Raw genomic sequence first — 18,696 nt, 5'->3', positions numbered from 1 at the left:
ATCTATGATGGTGGACATGGCTCGCCGTCTCAGCGTGCTCCTCGCGCTCGCGCTCGCACTCGCGGTGCCGGCCCCGGCTCTCGCCGCGTCGCCGGTCACTTTCCCCGGTCCCCCCACGGTGGTCGACGTCTGGCCGACGCGGGTGACGCTCACCTGGCAGCCGCCCAACACCACCCCGCTCGTGACGTACTACCGGATCTACCGGGTCAGCGGCGGGCAGGAGACCTTCGTCAACGCCAGCTACGGCACGTCCATCATGCTCGCGCTGCTCACGCCCGACACGCAGTACACGTACTTCGTGGAGACCGGCGACCAGACCAGCAACGGGGTCCGCTCGCCCGCCCTGACCTTCCGCACGCCGCGCGCGCCGGCCGAGACCGCGCCGCCGACCACGCCCGGCGCGTTCAGGGCGACGTCGGTCGAGGCCAACCGGGCCACGCTCGCCTGGTCACCGTCCACGGACAACTTCGGCATCGCTGCGTACAACGTCTACCGCACGCGCCAGGACGGCCGGGTCGAGAGCGCCGGTGGGACGATCACCGAGACACAGTGGACCCGCGAGCGGCTGCTGCCCGACTTCGACTACCGGTACCACATCGTGGCGCAGGACCACAGCGGCAACGTGTCGGCACCCTCCCCGCCGGTCACCTTCCGTACACCCCCGCACCCCCTGACCACCTGCGCGGCTCGCTCCACGGCCACGACCATCACGCTCAGCAACACCGGCGTGGGCCTCGACGTCTACACGATCAGGTTCACGCTGGCGCCGGGCCAGACGTTCACGCTGAGCTTCGACCTGGCCTGGCACCAGGTCGGCAACGAGGTCGTGCTGTGGTACGAAGGCTGGGCCGGCGGCCTGGGCCGCGGCACCCGCACGTTCCAAATCATCACGTCCGGCCCGGCGGCGCCACCGACGGCGATCCGCCTGAACGGCCAGCCCTGCGCTCCTCTCTAACCGAAGATCACTGGGACGCCGCCGGGCGGGGCCAGAGGTTCGAAGGCGGCCGGCTGTCCACCCTTGGCCCGCGGACCACGGGCCACGCCACACCGTCGAGTGCGCCTCGCTCGTGCCCTTCGGTGTGATCATGGTTGTTTGCTGTGACTCGACTTTCGGAGTCGGGGTTCCTTCCCGTGCGACAGCTTCGGTGTCCTCCCAGCACGGCGTCTGCGCGCGAGTCCGCCCGCAGTCCGGCGCCGCCGTCGCGGTCTGTGACTGTCGATCAGGTGCCGGCGGTGTGAGCTTCGAATCTTGGTGAGTTTGCGCGTTATTTCGACGCTAACTTGCCAAGATCTGCCGGAGCGGGCTCCTGGGTTGAGCAGGCGACCGCGGAGGGTGAGGCGGCACCGCGGGTACAGCGGCAGCTCTCATCAGACGACGAAACTCCGAAAGTCGAGCAGTGACAAATCGCCCGAATTCTGCTGCGCAAACCATGGTCACCGTCGCCAACCATGATCACCGCAACGGGCCAGGTGGGGTCGGGCGCGCCTGGTGGGGCAACCGGGCTGGGTCAGGCTGGCCGGGTCGGGCTGGGCCGGGTCGGGCGGGGCGACCGGGCTGGGCCGGACGAAAGCGAGTCGGCCGGGCCTGGTGGGCGACCACGCTGAAACCGGGCGGGCCTCGCGGGGCGACCGGGCTGGCGGGCGACCAGGCTGGGCCGGGCGAGGGCGGCGGACCAGGTGGGGCGTGGCCGGCGGGCCGGAAGGAGCGGGCCTAATGGGGCAACCAAGGCTGGGCTGGGTGGGGCAACCAAGGCTGGCCCGGGCGGGGCGACCAAGGCTGGCCCGGGGCGGGCGACCTGGCTGGCGGGCCTGGATCGGGCGGGCCTGGATCGGGCGGGCCTGGATCGGGCGGGCCTGGATCGGGCGGGCCTGGATCGGGCGGGCCTGGATCGGGCGGGGCTGAACCGGGTGGGGCCCGCGGGCCTGGCGGCGAGCGGGCTGGCGGGGCTGGGCCGGGAGAGCGGGCCGGGCGAGGCCAGGCGAGTGACGCCGGGCGCCGTCAGCGGTCGACGGCCAGTCGAACACCGAGACCGATGAAAATGCCCCCGTCGCTACGTCGACGCGGCGGCGGGCGGCGTGGCGGCGGCGTAGCCAGCCGCCGATGCGCCCGGCCAGCACGCCGACCGTGCCGTCCACTATGAACTCCAGCGTGACCAGGATGGCGCCCAGGATCGCGAACTGGAGCCACACCTGCCCCAGCGCCGGGTCGATGAACTGGGGCAGGAACGCGATCGTGAAGGTCACCATCTTCGGGTTGAGCAGGTTGGTCACCAGGCCGTTGAGGTAGGCCCTGCGGCCGGACATCCCGCCGCCGAGCACGGGCATGTCGCCGGGGCCGCCGCCGCGGCGGCGGATGATCTGCACGCCCAGGTAGACGAGGTAGGCGGCGCCGAGGACGCGTACCACCGTGAAGGCGACCGGAACCGCGGCGAAGAGTGCGGCCAGGCCGATCGCCGCCACCACGATGTGCACCGCCTCGCTTGTGGCGACCCCGGCCGTGGCTAGCAGGCCGGCGCGGGGGCCGCCGCGCATCCCGCAGCCCAGCACGAAGAGCATGTCGGGGCCGGGGGTCACCATCGCCACGAGTGTGGTGACCGTGAAGGCCACTAGCAGCTGCTGGTCGATCGGCATGAAGGCGATCGTTTCACAGGCCGGGCCCACTTGCCCGCGCACTTTAGGGTGTGGACTTATGCGGGGCGGCTTTCGGGTGCGGGGGCGGGCCGCGGTCGCGGCGATGGCCGTGCTGCTGCTCGGTGGCTGCTCGCCCGGCCTGCCCGATCCTGCCGACGGCGTGGTGCGGGCCGAGGCGCCGCTGCCGCAGGGTGTCGACGATCCGGCTGCGGCGCCGAGCGCGGTGCCCGTCGAGCCCGTGTGTGACCCGCGTGCCAGCCTCCGCCCGCCCGCCGCGCTGCCCGAGCCGGGGCGGATGCCGCCGGGCTCCACAATGGACAAAATTCGCCAGCGCGGACGGCTGATCGCCGGCATCGACCAAAACAACTACCTGTTCGGCTTCCGCAACCCTGTCACCGGGCGGCTGGAGGGCTTCGACATCGACCTGGTGCGCGAGGTGGCGAAGGCCATCTTCGGCGACCCGGAGCGCGTGCAGTACGTGGTGGTCACCCAGGCCCAGCGGCTCACCGCCGTCAACGGGCAGGTCGACCTCGTGGCCAACTCGATGACCATCACGTGCGGGCGGCGCGAGCTCGTCGAGTTCTCCACCAACTACCTCGACTCGGGGCAGCGGGTGCTGGTGCCGGAGACCTCACCGGTCAAGGGGATCGGCGACCTCGGCGGCAAGCGGGTCTGCGCGGCGGCCAACACCACGTCGATCCAGGCGATCATCGATGCGCCGTCGAATCCTGTCGCGGTCTCTGCCGTCGACTGGACCGACTGCCTCGTGCTGCTCCAGCAGGGCCAGGTCGACGCCATCTCCACCACCGACAACGTGCTGGCCGGCCTGGCGGCCCAAGACCCCACCACGAAGATCGTGGGGCCGCGCTTCTCCGACGAGCCGCACGGCCTGGCGTTCGCCCGCGGCGCCACCGACCTCGTCCGCTTCGTCAACGGTGTCTTCGACCGCCTCCGCGCCGGCGGCGGCTGGATGGAAATTTACAACCGCTGGCTGGCCGGCACGATGGGCCCGGTCGCCGGCCCGCCCGAGGCCAGGTACCGCGCCTGACCAGGGCTATGGTCGCCTGATGCGCATTCTCTTCGTATCGGCGCCGCTGATCGGGCACCTCTTCCCGATGGTGCCGCTCGCCGCCGCGCTGCGCGAGGCAGGGCACGACGTGCGGGTGGCGGCCGGCGGCGACGCGGCCGCCGCGCGGCCCGCGGGACTCGAGGTCGACGATGTGGTACCCGGCTTCGACTTCAGCCGCATCGCCCGCCGCGTGCTGCTGCGCCACCCGCTCATCGGCCGCGCCGAGCTGGCCGGCAAGGCGGGCACCCGGGGCGTGGCGCTGCTCTTCGGCGCGGTCAACGACCAGCTGCTGCCCGGCACGCTGCGGATCGCCCGCGAGTGGTCGCCCGACCTCGTCGTGTACGAGCCGCTGGCCGGCGCCGGCGCGCACGCGGCGGCCGAGGTGGGCGTGCCGGCCGTGCTGCACGGCAACACGCTCTTCGACGAGGCCGAGCTGGTGCGCGTCACGACCGCCGCGATGCGGCACAAGCACCCGGGCGGGCTGCCGGCCGACCGCCTCGTGCTGAGCGTGGCCCCGCCCAGCCTGGTCGGCGAGCGCGCGGTGCGCCCGATGCGCTTCGTCTCGTACGGCGGCGAGGGTGACCTGCCCGACCTGCTCCGCGAGCCACCGGCGGGCGGCCGCCCGCGCATCCTCGTCACCCACAGCACGGTGCCCGGCCCGGGCGGCGGCGACCTGATCGGCGCCGCGGTGGCGGCGGCGTCCGGTGTGGACGCCGAGGTCGTGCTGGTACGCCCGGACGGCACGCGCGACCTGCCGGAAAACGTGCGGGCGGTCGGCTGGACGCCGCTCGCCGAGGCGCTGTCCACGTGCGCCGGCGTCGTGCACCACGGCGGTGCCGGCACGCTGCTCGCCGCCCTGGCCGCCGGGGTGCCGCAGATCGTCGTGCCCGGCCCGGGAGACCGCCGCCGCAACGCCGAGCTTGTCGCCGCCCGCGGCGCCGGGCTGGCGGTGCAGGTCCGCCAGATCGACGCGGCCGCGCTGCGCCGCCTCGTCACGGATGACAAGCTCGCGGCCGCGGCGGGCGAGGTCCGCGACGAGATGGCCGCGCTGCCGCACCCCGCAGAGCTGGTACCCGAGGTGGCCGCCTAAGAAGCGACGGCGCTCTTTACCGGCGGTCCGTCACGCCCTAGTCTGAACATGTGTTCAGAACAGATGTTCAGGACTATGACGTGGCCGTGCTCGGCGGCGGGCTCGCGGGCATGGCGACCGCGATGCGGCTGCAGGCGGCGGGGCGGTCCACAGTGGTGTTCGAGGCGCACGGGCACGCCGGCGGGTGCGCGGGCTACTACCGGCGGCGTGGCTTCTCCTTCGACGTGGGCGCCACCACGCTCGTCGACTTCGAGCCGGGCGGGGTGGGCGCCGAGCTGCTCGACGCGACCGGCATGGCGGCCGTCCCCGGCGAGGCCCTGCCGGGTTACCGGGTGTGGCTGCCGGACCGCGCCGTCACCCTGCACCGCGACCCCGCGGCGTGGCGCGCGGAGCGCCTGCGCGTGCTCGGCGACAGCGACCGCCACCTGCGGTTCTGGGCGTTGCTGGACGGGCTGGCGGCCACGTTCTGGCGGGCCAGCCGGGCGGGGGTGCGCCTCCCGGTGCGTACGCCCGCGGACGCGTGGCACGACCTGCGCGCCGTCGGGCTGCGCGGGCTGCCGGCCGCCCGCCACCTCAACGCGACAATGGGCGGTGCGCTGCGCCGCTACGGGCTGCGCGGCGACGTGCCGCTCGTGGCGCTGCTCTCGGTGCTGGTGGAGGACACCGTGCACAGCTCGATCGACCGCGCGCCGCTCATCAACGCCGCACTGGGCATCACGATCCGGGGGCCGGGCTGACCCGGGCGCACGGGGGATGCGCGGGTTCTGGCGCCGGCTCGTCGCGCACTACCGCGGCCTCGGCGGCCACCTGCGCACCGCGCACCGGGTCGCCCGGGTGACCGGGTCCGCCGGCGCGTTCGGCGTGCACACCCAGCGGGGCACCGTCACGGCGCGGCGGGTCGTCAGCGCGCTGCCGGCGGCGACCACCGCGGCGCTCCACCCGGCGGTCGGGCGGCGCCTGGCGCCCTATCTGGCGCGCGACGGCGACGCGCACGGCGGGGCGGTGGTGGTCTGCCTCGGCGTGCCGGAGTCCGAAGTGGACGGCCAGGGGCTCACCCACCACCAGATCCTGGAGGACTACGGCGCGCCGCTGGGCGAGGGCAACAACATGTTCGTCTCCGTCTCCGCGCCGGGTGACCTGGACAGCGCACCCGCGGGACACCGGGCGGTGATGCTCTCGACGCACACCGAGCTGGCGGCGTGGGAAGGGCTCGACGACGCCGCGCACGACGCGCGCGCCAAGTGGCTCGGCGACCGGCTCGTGGCGCTGGCCCGCCGCGCGTACCCGAGGCTGGGGGAGCGGCCCGTCGTGTACGAGGTGGGCACCCCGCGGGCGTACGAGCGCTTTGCCTTCCGCCCGCGCGGCGCGGTCGGCGGGGTGCGGCAGACCACGCGCAACGCCAACCAGCACGCCGTGCCGCACGACGTCGGGGTGCCCGGCTTCTGGCTGGTCGGCGACTCGACCTGGCCGGGGCTGGGCACCGTCGCGTGCGTGCTCGGCAGCCGCATCGTGGCGGAGAAGGTCGCATGAAGCCCTCACTCGCCGAGCTCGGCGCGGATCTGCTCACGACGAGCCCACGGCAGCGGAGGCTCGCGCTCGTCCGCCCGTACCTGGGAATGGTGGCCTTCGCGACCGCGGCCTGGATGGGCTGGTGGTGGGTGACCCCCGTGATCATGTTTGGGATCTTCGTGTCGGTCGTGACGGTGACCCACGACGTGGTGCACCGCGCGATCGGGCTGAGCGCGCGGCGCAGCGAGTGGGCGCTGTTCGCGCTCGGGCTGGTGCTGCTGGAGAGTGGCCACGCCTACCGCGCCACCCACCTGCAGCACCACCGCCTGTTCCCGCACGAGGACGACCCGGAGGGGTACCCGGCCAACCTCAGCGCGTTCGGCGCGCTCGCCTACGGACCGGTCTTCCTGGCCCGGCTGTGGTGGTGGGCGTGGCGCCGGGCGCCGCGGGACCGCGGGTGGCTCGCGGTGGAGGGCGCGGCGCCGTTCGCGGCCGTCGCCGCCGGCATCGCGCTGTGGCCCGCCACGCCGGCGGTCCTCTGGTACGTGCTGATGGCGATCGCGGGCAGTTGGGTGTACCCGCTGCTCACCGTCCACCTGCCGCACCGCCACTACGGCGACGACCCGCTCGACCAGACGCGCACGCTGCGCGGGCGGGTGATCCCGGCCGTGTTCCTGGAGCTGACCTACCACCTGGAGCACCACCTCTACCCGCAGGTGCCCAGCCACCACCTGGCGCGGCTCTCGCGGCGGCTCGACCCGTTTCTCACCCGCTCCGGCGTGGTGCCGCGCCGGGTGATCTGATCGGGGCATGCCGCCGAAGACGCAGACCCGCGACCGGGTGCTCAGCGCCGCCGTACGGACCCTGGCCGAGCAGGGCTTCGGCGCCACCACCGCACGGGCGATCGCGACCACCGGAGGCTTCGCGCCGGGCGTCATCTACTACCACTTCGACGACCTGGAGGACCTGCTCGTCGCGACCATGCGGTACACGAGCGAGCAGCGCATCGCCCGCTACACGGAGCGGACCTCGGCCGTCGGTGGCTTCGCCGACCTCGTGGCGACCCTGCGCGAGCTCTACGCGGAGGACGCCGACACCGGCCACATCGCGGCGGTGCAGGCGATGGTCGCCGGGGCCAAGGGCTCGCCGAAGCTCGCCGCGCAGACGCTCGTCGAGGTGGAGCGGTGGGAGGAGCTGGCGGCGGCGGTGCTGCGCCGGTACGTGGCGGGCACGCCGATCGAGTCGCTGCTGCCGCTGCGCGAGCTGGCCACCGCGGCGGTCGCCTACTACATGGGGATCGAGACGCTCAGCCACCTCGACGGCGACCGCCACCGCCCGGACGCGGTCTTCGAGGCGGCCGCCCGGACCGCGGCGATGGTCGATACTCTCCGCAACATTTCCGGAAGCTGAGCCAACGTTGACACCGTAACAAAACGGAAGCGCCCCAGAACGGGAGCGCTCCCAAATCCACGCCCTGTCCAAGGCTGATTACGCAAGGCGACCATAGCTTTACGGCGGATGCGGACAGTGACTGTCCGGTCAGGGTGGCCTCCCTCAACTGGGCGAATCGCCCTCTGTGATCGAGGCGTACGTTATGCCGCACGCGAGGGAGGCTTTAGCGGAATGTGGCAAGGACGGATTGGGGTCCTGGCGCTGGTATTCGTCGCCATCCTCGCGGGCATACCCATGTGCGCCGCCGGCGGTGGCGGCGGTGACAACCAGCTCGAGGTCTACTCATGGTGGACCGGGCCCGGCGAGGAAGAGGGCCTGGCCGCGATGGTCCAGGCGTTCCAGGACGAAAACGCGGGCGTCACGTTCGTCAACGCGGCCGTCTCCGGTGGCGCCGGCTCCAACGCCAAGGCGATCCTCGCCAGCCGCCTGCTCGCCAACGACCCGCCCGACTCGTACCAGCGGCACGCCGGGCTGGAGCTCGAAGACGACGTGCGCTCCGGCAAGGTGCAGGACCTGAGCGCGCTGTACGACCGCGAGGGGTGGCGCGAGGTGCTGCCCGAGGGCCTGCTCGACAACCTCACGATCGACGGCCGCATCTACGCCGTGCCGGTGAACATCCACCGCGCCAACCTCATGTGGTACCGCCCGGCGACGCTCGACGAGCTGGGACTGGGCGGGCCGCCGAAGACGTGGGCCGAGTTCCTCGACCAGGCCGAGCGGATCAAGCAGGCCGGCCGCACCGCGCTCGCCATCGGTCCACAGTGGACGCAGAAGCACCTGTTCGAGACCGTGCTGCTGGGCGAGCTGGGCGCCGACCGGTACGAGCAGCTCTTCGCCGGCTCGCTGCGCTGGTCCTCGCCGGAGGTGGAGGCGGCGCTCGCCACGTACCAGAAGGTGCTCTCCTACTCCGACCTGCGCTCCGCGTCGGGTGACTGGCAGCCGCAGATCGACCGCGTGGTGGCCGGCACCGCCGTGTACGCGGTGATGGGCGACTGGGCCTCCAGCTACCTGGAGGGCACCAAGAAGCAGCGGTGGCAGCAGGGGTACGCGGCGGTCGCCTCGCCCGGCAGCGACGGCGTCTACTCGTTCCTGTCCGACGCGTTCACGCTGCCCACCGGCGCCCGCAACCCCGAGATGGCCGAGAAGTGGCTCGTCGAGTGCGGCTCCACCGAAGGGCAGAACCTCTTCAACCCCAAGAAGGGCTCGATCCCCGCGCGGGTCGACGCGGACGCCAAGCTCTACAACGGGTACCTCGGGTGGGCGCTGGGGCAGTGGCGCAACCCGCGCACCCGGATCGTCGGCTCGCTCGCCCACGGCGTCGTCGCCAACAACGCCTACAACGCCGAGATCGACTCGGCCCTCGGCCTCTTCAACCAGAACAGCGACCTGAACGGGCTGGCCGTGACCTTGGACCGCACCTATGAGGCAACCCGGTGAGCCCGGCTGAGGGCCGCACGGTCTCGAGCTGATCGGTACGACGCCGGCGCACCGCCCCCGCCACGCGCAGGCCGGCGTGGAGGGGGACTGGCTGCACCAGCCGCCGGAGCCGGTGCGCCGTTCCGCGCGGATGCGGCGGGTGCCGGGCTGGCTGGCCGGGCTCGGCCTCATGTCGCCGTCGCTGATCCTCGTCGGCGTCTTCATCTACGGCTTCATCGGCTGGAACGTGCGGGTCTCGTTCACCAGCTGGCAGGGGCTCAGGCCGGTCTACGACTTCGTGTGGCTCGACAACTACACCGCACTGTGGAACGACGCTCGCTGGCGCACCGACGCCCGCAACATACTCGTCTTCACGACGGTGTTCGTGGTCGGCGCGCTCGCGCTCGGCTTCCTCATGGCGCTGCTGCTGGAGAAGGGCGCGCGGGGCGAGGCCTTCTACCGCGGGGTGTTCCTCTTCCCGATGGCCATCTCGTTCATCGCCACCGCGATCGTGTGGCGGTGGCTGCTGGACAACGGCTCGGGCGCCGACACCGCCGGCCTCAACAAGCTCTTCGCCGACCTGGGCCTGGGATTCCTGCGCAGCGACTGGCACAAGTCCGACTCGTCGTGGGCGATCGCGGCGGTCGCGCTCCCCGCCGGCTGGGCGCTTTCCGGGTACGTGATGGCGCTCTTCCTCGCCGGCATGCGGGCGATACCGAACACGTTCCGCGAGTCGGCGCGGATCGACGGCGCGAGCGAGTGGCAGGTGCTCTGGTACGTGATGCGGCCGGCGCTGCGCCCCGTCACGTTCAGCGCGGTGCTCATCCTGATCCACATCTCGCTGAAGACGTTCGACCTCATCTACGCGCTCGACCAGGGCAACCTGAAGATCGACACCCCGTCGCTGTACATGTGGTTCACCACGTTCGACGGCGGCTTCTACGACCGGGGCGCGACGATCGCGACGGTGCTGCTGATCGGCGTCGCGCTGATCATCGGGCCGTACATCCGGTACTGGCTGCGGACGGAGCGGCGATGACGGTACGTGGCACCGCCGGCATACCGGCACCCGCGCGGACGGCGATCCCGCGGCCGGTGCACCAGCCCGCGCCCACGCCGCCGGGAGCGGCTCTCAAGTCGCGGCGCACCTCGAGTTGGCTGACGGCCCTGCGGTACGTGGGGCTGTGGCTGCTCGTCGCGTTCTTCCTCATGCCCGTGTACGTGCTGCTGGTCACCGCGTTCAAGGACCCGGGCGACGTGACGGTCACCGGCATCTTCGCGCTGCCGAGCAGCTTTTCGCTGGACAACTTCACCGACGTGTGGCCCAAGCTCTCCAACAGCTTCCGCAACAGCCTGAGCCTGTCGATCCCGGCCAGCCTGCTCTCCTCGCTGCTCGGCTGCGCCAACGGCTTCGTGCTCGCCAAGGTCCGCTTCCGCTATGCCAACGTTGTCTTCCCGCTGATCCTCTTCGGCATCTTCGTGCCGTACCAGGCCATCGTCATCCCGCTCGCGCAGACCATGACCGACCTCGGCCTGCGCGGCGGCGCCGACCGCACCGGCGGCCTGGCCGGCCTCACGCTGATCCACATCATCTACGGCCTGCCGATCACCACGCTCATCTTCCGGAACTACTTCGTCGGCCTCCCCGACTCCCTGATGGAGTCAGCCCGCCTGGACGGCGCCGGCGTGCTGCAGACCTTCCTGGACGTGGCGGTACCGCTGGCCCGCCCGGCGTTCGCCGTGTCGATCATCTGGCAGTTCACCGCGTCCTGGAACGACTTCATGTTCGGCGCCATGATGACCACCCGCGAGTCCTGGCCGATCACGGTCGCGCTCAACAACGTCGCCGGCGGCCAGTCGATCCCCTTCGGCCAGGCGATGGCCGGCGCGCTGCTGGCCAGCCTGCCCACGCTCGCCATCTACCTGCTGCTGGGGCGGTTCTTCCTGCGCGGCGTGCTGGCCGGCACCCTGCGCGACAACTGACGGCTGACCCGGCCGTTCGGGCCGGCCCTTGCCGGTTGGGCGGTGGCCTGGGCGTGCGTGCGGGCGCGCGGCCGCGGTCGCGCCAAACCCGGGCGCAGGGCGCATTGCTGCGCCCAGCTTGAGAGCCTCCCACCACCGCGGCGGGGAGTGGCGTCCCGTAGGGGTGGTTGTCGGGGCGAACACGGATGTTCAGCCATAGACCAGCTTCGTAGGGTGCACATAGGACATGTGGCCCGACGAAGGGGGAAGTATGCGTTTCCAGCTAGGTCGGGCGGTGGTCGGGGCGGCGCTGGCCGTGACCCTGGTCGTCGCGCCCGTCTCCGGCGCCGCCGCGGGGGCGGTGCCGGCGGGTGGCGATCGGCGGCTGTTGCAGGTCGCGGCCGATGACCTTCTCGCGCTCGGTATCACCGGCGTGCAGGGGATCGCCGCCGACGGGCGCCGCACGAGCACGGTGCGCTCCGGTGTTGCCGACATCCGCACCGGCGCGCCCGTGCCCGAAGACGGATATTTCCGGATGGGCAGCAACACGAAGACGTTCGCCGCGGTGGTCGTGCTCCAGCTCGTGGGGAGGGGCGGCTGTCGCTGGAGGACACTGTGGAGCGGTGGCTGCCCGGCGTCGTCGCGGGCAACGGCAACGACGGGCGGCGGGTGACCGTGCGGCAGCTGCTGCAGCACACCAGCGGCATCTACAACTACACAAGCGACCTGCCGGGGCTTGCCTCGCCCGAGGGTACCTGGAGCACCGCTTCGCGCACCTCGACCCGGAGGAGCTCGTGGCGGTCGCGATGAAGCACGAGCCCGTCTTCGCACCGGGCACGAGCTGGGACTACTCGAACACGAACTACGTCCTGGCCGGCATGGTCGTCGAGAAGATCACCGGCAAGCCGTGGACGGCGGTCGTCCGCGAGCGGATCACCCGGCCGCTCGGCCTGACCCGCACCTACTCGCCGGGTGACGTGCCCACGCTGCCCCGGCCGCACGCGAAGGCGTACCAGCAGTTCGAGCCGGGCGGCCCGCTGCTGGACACCACCCTGCTCAACCTGAGCTGGGGCTGGACCGCCGGCGACCTCGTCACGACGCCGACCGACCTGGTGCGCTTCTGGCAGGCGCTGCAGGCCGGACGCCTGCTCCGGCCGGCACAGATGGCCGAGATGCGCCGCACGGTGCTGGCCGTGACGTTCCAGGACGCCTTCCCCGGCGCCCGGTACGGCCTCGGCGTGATGTGGTCGCCCACCTCCTGCGGCGGCTACTGGAGCCACGGCGGCGACGTGCCCGGCACCAGCACCGTCAACGGCGTGACCAGCGACGGAAGGCGCGCGGTCGTGCTGGCCATCCACACGCGAGTTGCCGGTGACGAGGAGGCGCTCGCCATCTACCACCGGGCCGACGAGGCGGTCGCCGAACTGCTCTGCTGAACCCGACCCGAGGCGTGAATCAGGGGACAGCCCGGCCGTGACGACGAGCGATTCGTCCGAACGGCCGGGCTGTGTTACCTGAACGTGACTTGCCATCGAAGGTTCTCCTTGGCTTGAATTCGTTCAGTCAGATAACAAATCACGGCGGCGACCTCGGCGGGTCGGTGCCGTACCTACCCCCCCACGCGCACCGGATCTTCGGCGAGCCGATGCGAGTCTTCCCGCTGTTCCCATCCAGCGAAGGAGCTCCTTCGTGCCAGCAGTTCGCCGACGCCGCGGTATACGCGGCGCTGTCAGACGCACTTTGTTTCTCGCCGCAAGTACCCTCCTCGCCGGCGCGTCCGCGCTGGTCGCGGGGCCGGCACCGGTCCAGGCCGCACCAGTGGCGCAGCAAGCCGCCGCGGCCGAGCCGTTCTCCGTCCTGGTCTTCTCCAAGACCGCGGGCTTCCGCCACGACTCGATCCCCGCGGGCATCGCCGCGATCGAGCAGCTCGGCGCAGACAACGGCTTCACGGTCGACGCGACCGAGGACGCCGGCGCGTTCACCGACGCCAACCTCGACAAGTACGCGGCGGTGGTCTGGCTCTCGACCACCGGCGACGTCCTCAACGCCGACCAGCAGGCCGCGTTCGAGCGGTACATCCGCGCTGGTGGCGGCTACGCCGGCATCCACGCCGCCTCCGACACCGAGTACCAGTGGGCCTGGTACGGGGACCTGGTCGGCGCGTACTTCTCCGCGCACCCGGCCAACCAGACCGCGACCATCAAGGTCGAGGACCCGGCGCACCCCTCCACGGCGCACCTGCCGGCCAAGTGGAGCCGCTTCGACGAGTGGTACAACTTCCAGACCAACCCGCGCGCCGACGTGCACGTGCTGGCCAGCCTGGACGAGCGCACCTACACGCCCGGCTCGGGCGCCATGGGTGCCGACCACCCGACCGCGTGGTGCCACGACTACGACGGCGGGCGCTCCTGGTACACGGGCAGCGGCCACACCATCGAGTCGTACTCGGAGGCCAACTTCCTGGCGCACCTGCTCGGCGGCATCCAGACGGCGGCCGGCGCGGTCGACGCCGACTGCGCTGCCTCGCAGACCAGCAGCTTCGAGAAGGTGACGCTGGACAGCAACACCCAGAACCCGATGGAGCTGGACATCGCGCCGGACGGCCGGGTCTTCTACATCGAGCGCGACGGCCGGGTGCAGATCGTGAAGCCGGACACCGGCACCACGGTCACCGCCGTCGACCTCGACGTCTTCACCGGCAACGAGGACGGTCTCATCGGCATCCGGCTCGACCCGGACTTCGCCACAAACGGCTGGGTGTACCTCTACTACGCACCCAACGACGGGATCGCCCGCAACCGGGTGGCCCGCTTCACGGTGTCGGGCGACTCGATCGCGTTGAACACCGAGAAGGTCGTCATCGAGGTGACCACCCAGCGCAACACCTGCTGCCACGCGGGCGGCAGCATGGTCTTCGACAGCGCCGGCAACCTCTACCTGGCCACGGGTGACAACACCAACCCGTTCGAGTCCAACTCCTTCACCCCGATCGACGAGCGGGCCGGCCGCCAGGACTACGACGCGCAGCGCACGTCGGGCAACACGAACGACCTGCGCGGCAAGGTGATCCGGATCCACCCGGAGGACGACGGGACGTACACGATCCCGACGGGCAACCTCTTCCCGCAGGGCACCGCGCAGACCCGGCCGGAGATCTTCGCGATGGGCTTCCGGAACCCGTTCCGGATCGGCATCGACAAGCAGACCGACACGCTGTACGTGGCCGACTACGGCCCCGACGCCGGCGCTGCCAACCCCGACCGGGGGCCTGAGGGCACGGTGGAGTGGAACGTGGTCACGCCCGGCAACTACGGCTGGCCGTACTGCCACGGCGCGAACTACGCGTACAACGACTACACGTTCCCGTCCGGCCCGAGCGGCGCGAAGTTCAACTGCGCGGCGCCGGTCAACAACTCGCCGAACAACACCGGCCTGACCAACCTGCCGCCGGCGATCTCCGCCACCGTCGACTACGACTACAGCGGCAACCCGCTCTTCCCCGAGATCGGGGCGGCGGCGCGCCGATGGGCGGCCCGGTGTACCGGTACGACGCGGCGCTCGCCTCGGACCGCAAGTGGCCGGCGTACTTCGACGGCAAGGCGATGTTCGGCGAGTGGAACCAGAACAAGATGTACACGTTCCAGCTCGACGACGACGGCAAGTCCCTTGTGGACATCAACCAGCTGCTGACCGGCATGACGTTCCTGCGGCCGATGGACTTCGAGTTCGGCCCGGACGGCGCGCTCTACATGATCGAGTGGGGCACCGGCTTCGGTGGCAACAACGACAACTCCGGCGTCTACCGGATCGACTACATCGCGGCCGACCGGGCCCCGATCGCGGTCGCCTCGGCCGAGCCGACGAGTGGCCAGCCACCGCTGACCGTGCAGTTCTCCAGCGAGGGTTCGCGTGACCCGGACGGCGGCGCGCTCACGTACGCGTGGACGTTCGGCGACGGCGGCACCTCGGACCAGCAGAACCCGTCCCACCAGTACACGGCGGCCGGCAACTACACCGCGCAGCTGACCGTGACCAACCCCAAGGGCCGCACGGCCGTCGCGAACGTGCCGATCACCGTCGGCAACACCGCGCCGACCGTGACCATCGAGTTCCCGCCGCAGGGCGGCTTCTTCGACTGGGGCGACCAGGTCAAGTACACGGTCAAGGTGACCGACCCCGAGGACGGCACGATCGACTGCTCGAAGGTGACGCTGCAGTACTTCCTCGGGCACGACGAGCACGCCCACCCGCTGCAGTCGTACACCGGCTGTGAGGGCAGCGTGCAGACGTCGCTGGCCTCCGGCCACGGCGCCGATGCGAACGTGTTCGCTGTCTTCGAGGCCTCGTACACGGACGAGGGCGGTGCCGGCGGCTCCAACGCGCTGACCGGACGGGCGATCGAGCAGTTGCAGCCCAAGCGCAAGCAGGCCGAGTACTTCGCGGAGACCGGCAAGGCGCCGGACGGCCTGGGCACCGGCGACCCCGGTGTGGTGCGGGAGGCCACCACCGACACCGCGGGCGGCTTCCAGAACATCGGGTTCATCGAGGACGGCGACTGGTGGACGTTCGACCCCACCAACCTCACCGGCATCGACACCCTGCGCTTCCGGGTCGCCTCCGGCGGCAACGGCGGCACGATCCAGGTGCGCACCGGCTCGGTCGACGGCCCGCTGCTGCTCACCGCCACAGTGCCGACGACCGGGGCGTGGCAGACGTACACGGACGTGTCCGTGAACCTCCCGGCGCCGAACACCACGACCGGACCGCTGTACTTCGTGGCCCGCAACAACCCGGGCGACATGGGCGGCGGCGGCCTGTTCAACGTGAACTGGGTCGACTTCCTCGGCAAGGGCGTGACGGACAACGCGCCGCCGGTGGTGAGCGTGTCGGCGACCCCGACCACGGGCACCCTGCCACTCGTCGTCGAGTTCACCGGTACCGCCACGGACACCGAGGGCGACACGCCGCTGACCTACGCGTGGGACTTCGGCGACGGCGGCACGGCGAACACGCTGAACGCCACTCACACGTACAACGCGCCGGGTACGTTCACCGCCACGCTGACGGTGACCGACAGCCGGGGCGCCAAGGCGTACGGGACCGCCTCCATCAAGGTGGCGGCGCCGAACACGTCCTGCTTCGGGGCGCGCTCGGACGACTTCCTCGGCACGACCCTGGACAGGACCCGTTGGTCCACCGTGGTCCGTGAGAACCAGCTCTACTCGGTGCAGGGTGGGTCGCTGGTCCTGCCCACCTCGGTGGGTGACCTCTACGGCGGTACCAACACCGCGGAGAATCTGGTGCTCCAGCCGGCGCCGAGCGGTGCCTGGCAGGCCACCACGAAGGTGTCGCTCGCGGCGGCGGTCAACTACCAGCAGGCCGGCCTGATCGTGTACGGCGACGACCAGAACTACGCCAAGCTCGACGTGCTCTACTCGGGCAGCCGGCGGGTCGAGTTCATCCGGGAGACGGCCGGCACACCCCGCAACGAGGGTGCCGACAGCGCCGCCGCACCGGCCGGTTCGGACACGATCTACCTGCGCCTGACGAGTGACGGCACCAACCTGACCGCGGCGATGTCCGCCGACGGCCAGACCTTCACGCCGGTGGGCCGGGCGGCCGACCTGGCCGGCATCACCAACCCGAAGGTGGGCCTGTTCGCCCTCCAGGGTGGCGGCACCGCACCGGTTGTCGACGCGACGTTCGACTGGTTCCAGATCTCGCCGGACGAGCCGGCGGGTGACGTCACGCCGTCCGACGAGTTCGACGGCACCAGCCTGGACAAGTGCCGCTGGGACGCGATCCTCCGTGAGGACCCGGCCGCGTACCGGGTGCAGAACGGTCAGCTGTACATCGACGTCCCGAACGGTGACATCTACACCACACCGAACTCCGGGCCGACGAACTTCATCCTCCAGAACGCCCCGTCCGGCGACTGGACCATGGAGACGAAGGTGGACGGCAGCCTGCTGAACGAGCAGTACCAGCAGGGCGGCCTGATCGTGTACGGCGACGACGACAACTACCTGAAGTTCGACTTCGTCGTGGACAACTCGCCCGGTTCGGCGGTGTCGCGGCGGATCGAGCTTCGCAGCGAGATCGCCGGCACGATCCAGAACCCGCAGCCCGGCGCGACCGGCCTGACGACAGCCGTGTGGTACCTGCGGCTGGCCAAGGTCGGCGACGTCTACACCGCCTCGTACTCGGCGGACGGGCAGACCTGGACCGCGCTCGAGTCGCTGACCAACGCGGCGATGGGCGCGGAGCCCAAGGTCGGCGTGTTCTCGCTGAGCGGCAACCAGACCGCCAGCAAGACCGTCTCGTTCGACTACTTCCGGCTCACCACCGAGCAGGAAGAGGAAGACGAGACGGCGCCGGTGACGGTGGCCACGGTGTCCGGCACGGCGGTCGGGGGCTGGTACACCGGCCCCGCGACGGTCGCGCTGGCCGCCACGGACAACGAGGGCGGCAGCGGGGTGGCCCGCACCGAGTACCAGCTCGACGGTGCCACGACCTGGACCGCGTACACGGAGCCGATCGCGGTGACCGGTGACGGGACGCACGAGGTCCGCTTCCGCTCGGTCGACGAGGCCGGCAACGTGGAGGCGACCAAGACGGCCACGGTGAAGATCGACACGACCGCGCCGGTGACCACGGCGACGTTCGCACCGCCGTCGGACGGTGGCTGGCACGCCGGGGTCATCCCGGTGACGCTGACCTCGACCGACGCGGGCTCCGGCGTCGACAAGGTGGAGTGGTCGCTCGACGGTGGCCTGTGGACGCCGTACACCCAGCCGGTGGACGTGTCCGGCAACGGCGAGCACGAGCTGCTGTACCGCTCGACGGACAAGGCCGGCAACGCCGAGACGCTCAAGTCGGCGGTGCTGCGGATCGACGGTGACAAGCCGACGGTCCTCGTCTCGGGTCTCGCCGACGGCCAGCTCTACGGCGACAGCCAGGACGTGCGGGTCACGTTCCAGGCGGTCGACCCGACCTCCGGCATCCAGTCGGTGGTGGGCAAGCTGGACGGCAAGCCGTACCAGTCCGGGACGCTGCAGGTCATGTACGACCTGACGCTCGGACTGCACGAGCTCGTCGTGACGGCCACCGACAAGGCGGGCAACGAGACGACGGCGAACGTGCGGTTCTTCGTCACCACCTCGTTCCGCGACATGCAGGGCCTGATCGACCGGTTCAAGGCGACCAGCCAGCTGTCCACCAAGGCGCACCGCCAGCTGTCCAACAAGCTGGAGGCGGCGCGGGTGTCCGAGGCGACCGGCAACGACAAGCGCGCGGTGCAGCAGCTGCAGGCGTTCATCGCGTTGGCGTCGGATCCGGCGCTGGTCACCGACGCGGACGTGCGCAGCGTGCTGGTCCGCGACGCCAACGCCATGATCGTCCGGTTGGGCGGCCAGGCGTCGGCGGCCGGCAAGAAGGCCAACGAGAACAAGTCGCTGGCCGGTACCGGTCGCGTCGAGGGTGACGCGACAAGGGTGCCGGAAGGCGGCACGCTCTAACCGCAACCCGCCGTGGGGCCGGCCTCGCTGCCGGCCCCACGGCCCCACCT

At 71.3% G+C, this 18,696-nt stretch carries 15 protein-coding genes and 1 pseudogene; 15 read left to right on the top strand and 1 reads right to left on the bottom strand.

The window, feature by feature from the left end; genetic code table 11:
• The first annotated feature begins 16 nt into the window (after positions 1-16).
• On the top strand, positions 17-955 hold the full coding sequence (locus tag Phou_RS06165) for a fibronectin type III domain-containing protein (protein ID WP_173054321.1): 939 nt from the start codon (positions 17-19) through the stop codon (positions 953-955).
• A gap of 479 nt (positions 956-1,434) precedes the next feature.
• On the opposite strand, the gene Phou_RS54315 is transcribed toward Phou_RS06165, so the two are convergent.
• Positions 1,435-2,631 carry a LysE family translocator gene (locus Phou_RS54315; protein ID WP_281365003.1) on the bottom strand — a complete coding sequence of 399 codons (1,197 nt, stop codon included), beginning with the start codon at positions 2,629-2,631 and terminating at the stop codon, positions 1,435-1,437.
• 58 nt (positions 2,632-2,689) lie between these two features.
• Between Phou_RS54315 and Phou_RS06150 the strand changes: the two genes are divergently transcribed.
• From Phou_RS06150 to Phou_RS06095, 14 genes and pseudogenes are all read left to right on the top strand, one after another.
• A complete protein-coding gene (locus Phou_RS06150) occupies positions 2,690-3,679 on the top strand; it encodes a glutamate ABC transporter substrate-binding protein (RefSeq protein WP_173054317.1) in 990 nt (329 codons plus the stop codon).
• A 19-nt stretch (positions 3,680-3,698) separates the two neighbouring features.
• Entirely contained in the window at positions 3,699-4,790 is a 1,092-nt protein-coding gene (locus Phou_RS06145) for a glycosyltransferase (protein WP_173054315.1), read from the top strand.
• 50 nt (positions 4,791-4,840) lie between these two features.
• Entirely contained in the window at positions 4,841-5,527 is a 687-nt protein-coding gene (locus Phou_RS50945) for a phytoene desaturase family protein (protein WP_218578801.1), read from the top strand.
• A 16-nt stretch (positions 5,528-5,543) separates the two neighbouring features.
• Positions 5,544-6,320 carry a phytoene desaturase family protein gene (locus Phou_RS50940; RefSeq protein ID WP_218578800.1) on the top strand — a complete coding sequence of 259 codons (777 nt, stop codon included), beginning with the start codon at positions 5,544-5,546 and terminating at the stop codon, positions 6,318-6,320.
• Positions 6,317-7,102 (top strand): fatty acid desaturase, encoded by a 786-nt coding sequence (locus Phou_RS06135; protein WP_173054313.1) that lies wholly within the window; start codon positions 6,317-6,319, stop codon positions 7,100-7,102. The genes Phou_RS50940 and Phou_RS06135 overlap by 4 nt, the downstream gene beginning before the upstream one ends.
• Positions 7,103-7,109: 7 nt before the next feature.
• A complete protein-coding gene (locus Phou_RS06130) occupies positions 7,110-7,709 on the top strand; it encodes a TetR/AcrR family transcriptional regulator (RefSeq protein WP_173054311.1) in 600 nt (199 codons plus the stop codon).
• Between the two features lie 213 nt (positions 7,710-7,922).
• Positions 7,923-9,188 carry an ABC transporter substrate-binding protein gene (locus Phou_RS06125; RefSeq protein WP_218578799.1) on the top strand — a complete coding sequence of 422 codons (1,266 nt, stop codon included), beginning with the start codon at positions 7,923-7,925 and terminating at the stop codon, positions 9,186-9,188.
• 76 nt (positions 9,189-9,264) lie between these two features.
• Positions 9,265-10,206 carry a carbohydrate ABC transporter permease gene (locus Phou_RS06120; protein ID WP_246273299.1) on the top strand — a complete coding sequence of 314 codons (942 nt, stop codon included), beginning with the start codon at positions 9,265-9,267 and terminating at the stop codon, positions 10,204-10,206.
• Positions 10,203-11,150, top strand: a complete 948-nt coding sequence (locus Phou_RS06115) for a carbohydrate ABC transporter permease (protein WP_173054309.1) — start codon at positions 10,203-10,205, stop codon at positions 11,148-11,150. Before Phou_RS06120 ends, Phou_RS06115 begins: the two co-directional genes overlap by 4 nt.
• Before the next feature lie 226 nt (positions 11,151-11,376).
• Positions 11,377-11,795 (top strand): annotated as a pseudogene (locus Phou_RS06110) (serine hydrolase); the annotation flags it as partial.
• Positions 11,796-11,798: 3 nt separating this feature from the next.
• Positions 11,799-11,939, top strand: coding sequence for a hypothetical protein (locus Phou_RS06105; protein ID WP_173054305.1), 141 nt, complete (start codon positions 11,799-11,801; stop codon positions 11,937-11,939).
• A complete protein-coding gene (locus Phou_RS06100; protein WP_173054303.1) occupies positions 11,936-12,565 on the top strand; it encodes a serine hydrolase domain-containing protein in 630 nt (209 codons plus the stop codon). Before Phou_RS06105 ends, Phou_RS06100 begins: the two co-directional genes overlap by 4 nt.
• A 382-nt stretch (positions 12,566-12,947) precedes the next feature.
• Complete coding sequence (locus Phou_RS56020; RefSeq protein ID WP_308784411.1) at positions 12,948-14,819, top strand: ThuA domain-containing protein; 1,872 nt, start codon at positions 12,948-12,950, stop codon at positions 14,817-14,819.
• Positions 14,732-18,646, top strand: coding sequence for an OmpL47-type beta-barrel domain-containing protein (locus tag Phou_RS06095; protein ID WP_308784480.1), 3,915 nt, complete (start codon positions 14,732-14,734; stop codon positions 18,644-18,646). The genes Phou_RS56020 and Phou_RS06095 overlap by 88 nt, the downstream gene beginning before the upstream one ends.
• Positions 18,647-18,696: the final 50 nt, after the last annotated feature.

Source organism: Phytohabitans houttuyneae (assembly GCF_011764425.1).
Taxonomy (GTDB): Bacteria; Actinomycetota; Actinomycetes; order Mycobacteriales; family Micromonosporaceae; genus Phytohabitans; species Phytohabitans houttuyneae.
Note: the sequence above shows the minus strand (reverse complement) of the source record. Positions and strands in the feature narration are given on the sequence as shown.

Coding starts and splice junctions, on each gene's coding strand:
- Phou_RS06165 (WP_173054321.1), top strand. CDS start 17: ATGGCTCGCCGTCTCAGCGTGCTCCTCGCGCTCGCGCTCGCACTCGCG.
- Phou_RS54315 (WP_281365003.1), bottom strand. CDS start 2,631: ATGCCGATCGACCAGCAGCTGCTAGTGGCCTTCACGGTCACCACACTC.
- Phou_RS06150 (WP_173054317.1), top strand. CDS start 2,690: ATGCGGGGCGGCTTTCGGGTGCGGGGGCGGGCCGCGGTCGCGGCGATG.
- Phou_RS06145 (WP_173054315.1), top strand. CDS start 3,699: ATGCGCATTCTCTTCGTATCGGCGCCGCTGATCGGGCACCTCTTCCCG.
- Phou_RS50940 (WP_218578800.1), top strand. CDS start 5,544: ATGCGCGGGTTCTGGCGCCGGCTCGTCGCGCACTACCGCGGCCTCGGC.
- Phou_RS06135 (WP_173054313.1), top strand. CDS start 6,317: ATGAAGCCCTCACTCGCCGAGCTCGGCGCGGATCTGCTCACGACGAGC.
- Phou_RS06130 (WP_173054311.1), top strand. CDS start 7,110: ATGCCGCCGAAGACGCAGACCCGCGACCGGGTGCTCAGCGCCGCCGTA.
- Phou_RS06125 (WP_218578799.1), top strand. CDS start 7,923: ATGTGGCAAGGACGGATTGGGGTCCTGGCGCTGGTATTCGTCGCCATC.
- Phou_RS06115 (WP_173054309.1), top strand. CDS start 10,203: ATGACGGTACGTGGCACCGCCGGCATACCGGCACCCGCGCGGACGGCG.
- Phou_RS06100 (WP_173054303.1), top strand. CDS start 11,936: ATGAAGCACGAGCCCGTCTTCGCACCGGGCACGAGCTGGGACTACTCG.
- Phou_RS06095 (WP_308784480.1), top strand. CDS start 14,732: ATGTTCGGCGAGTGGAACCAGAACAAGATGTACACGTTCCAGCTCGAC.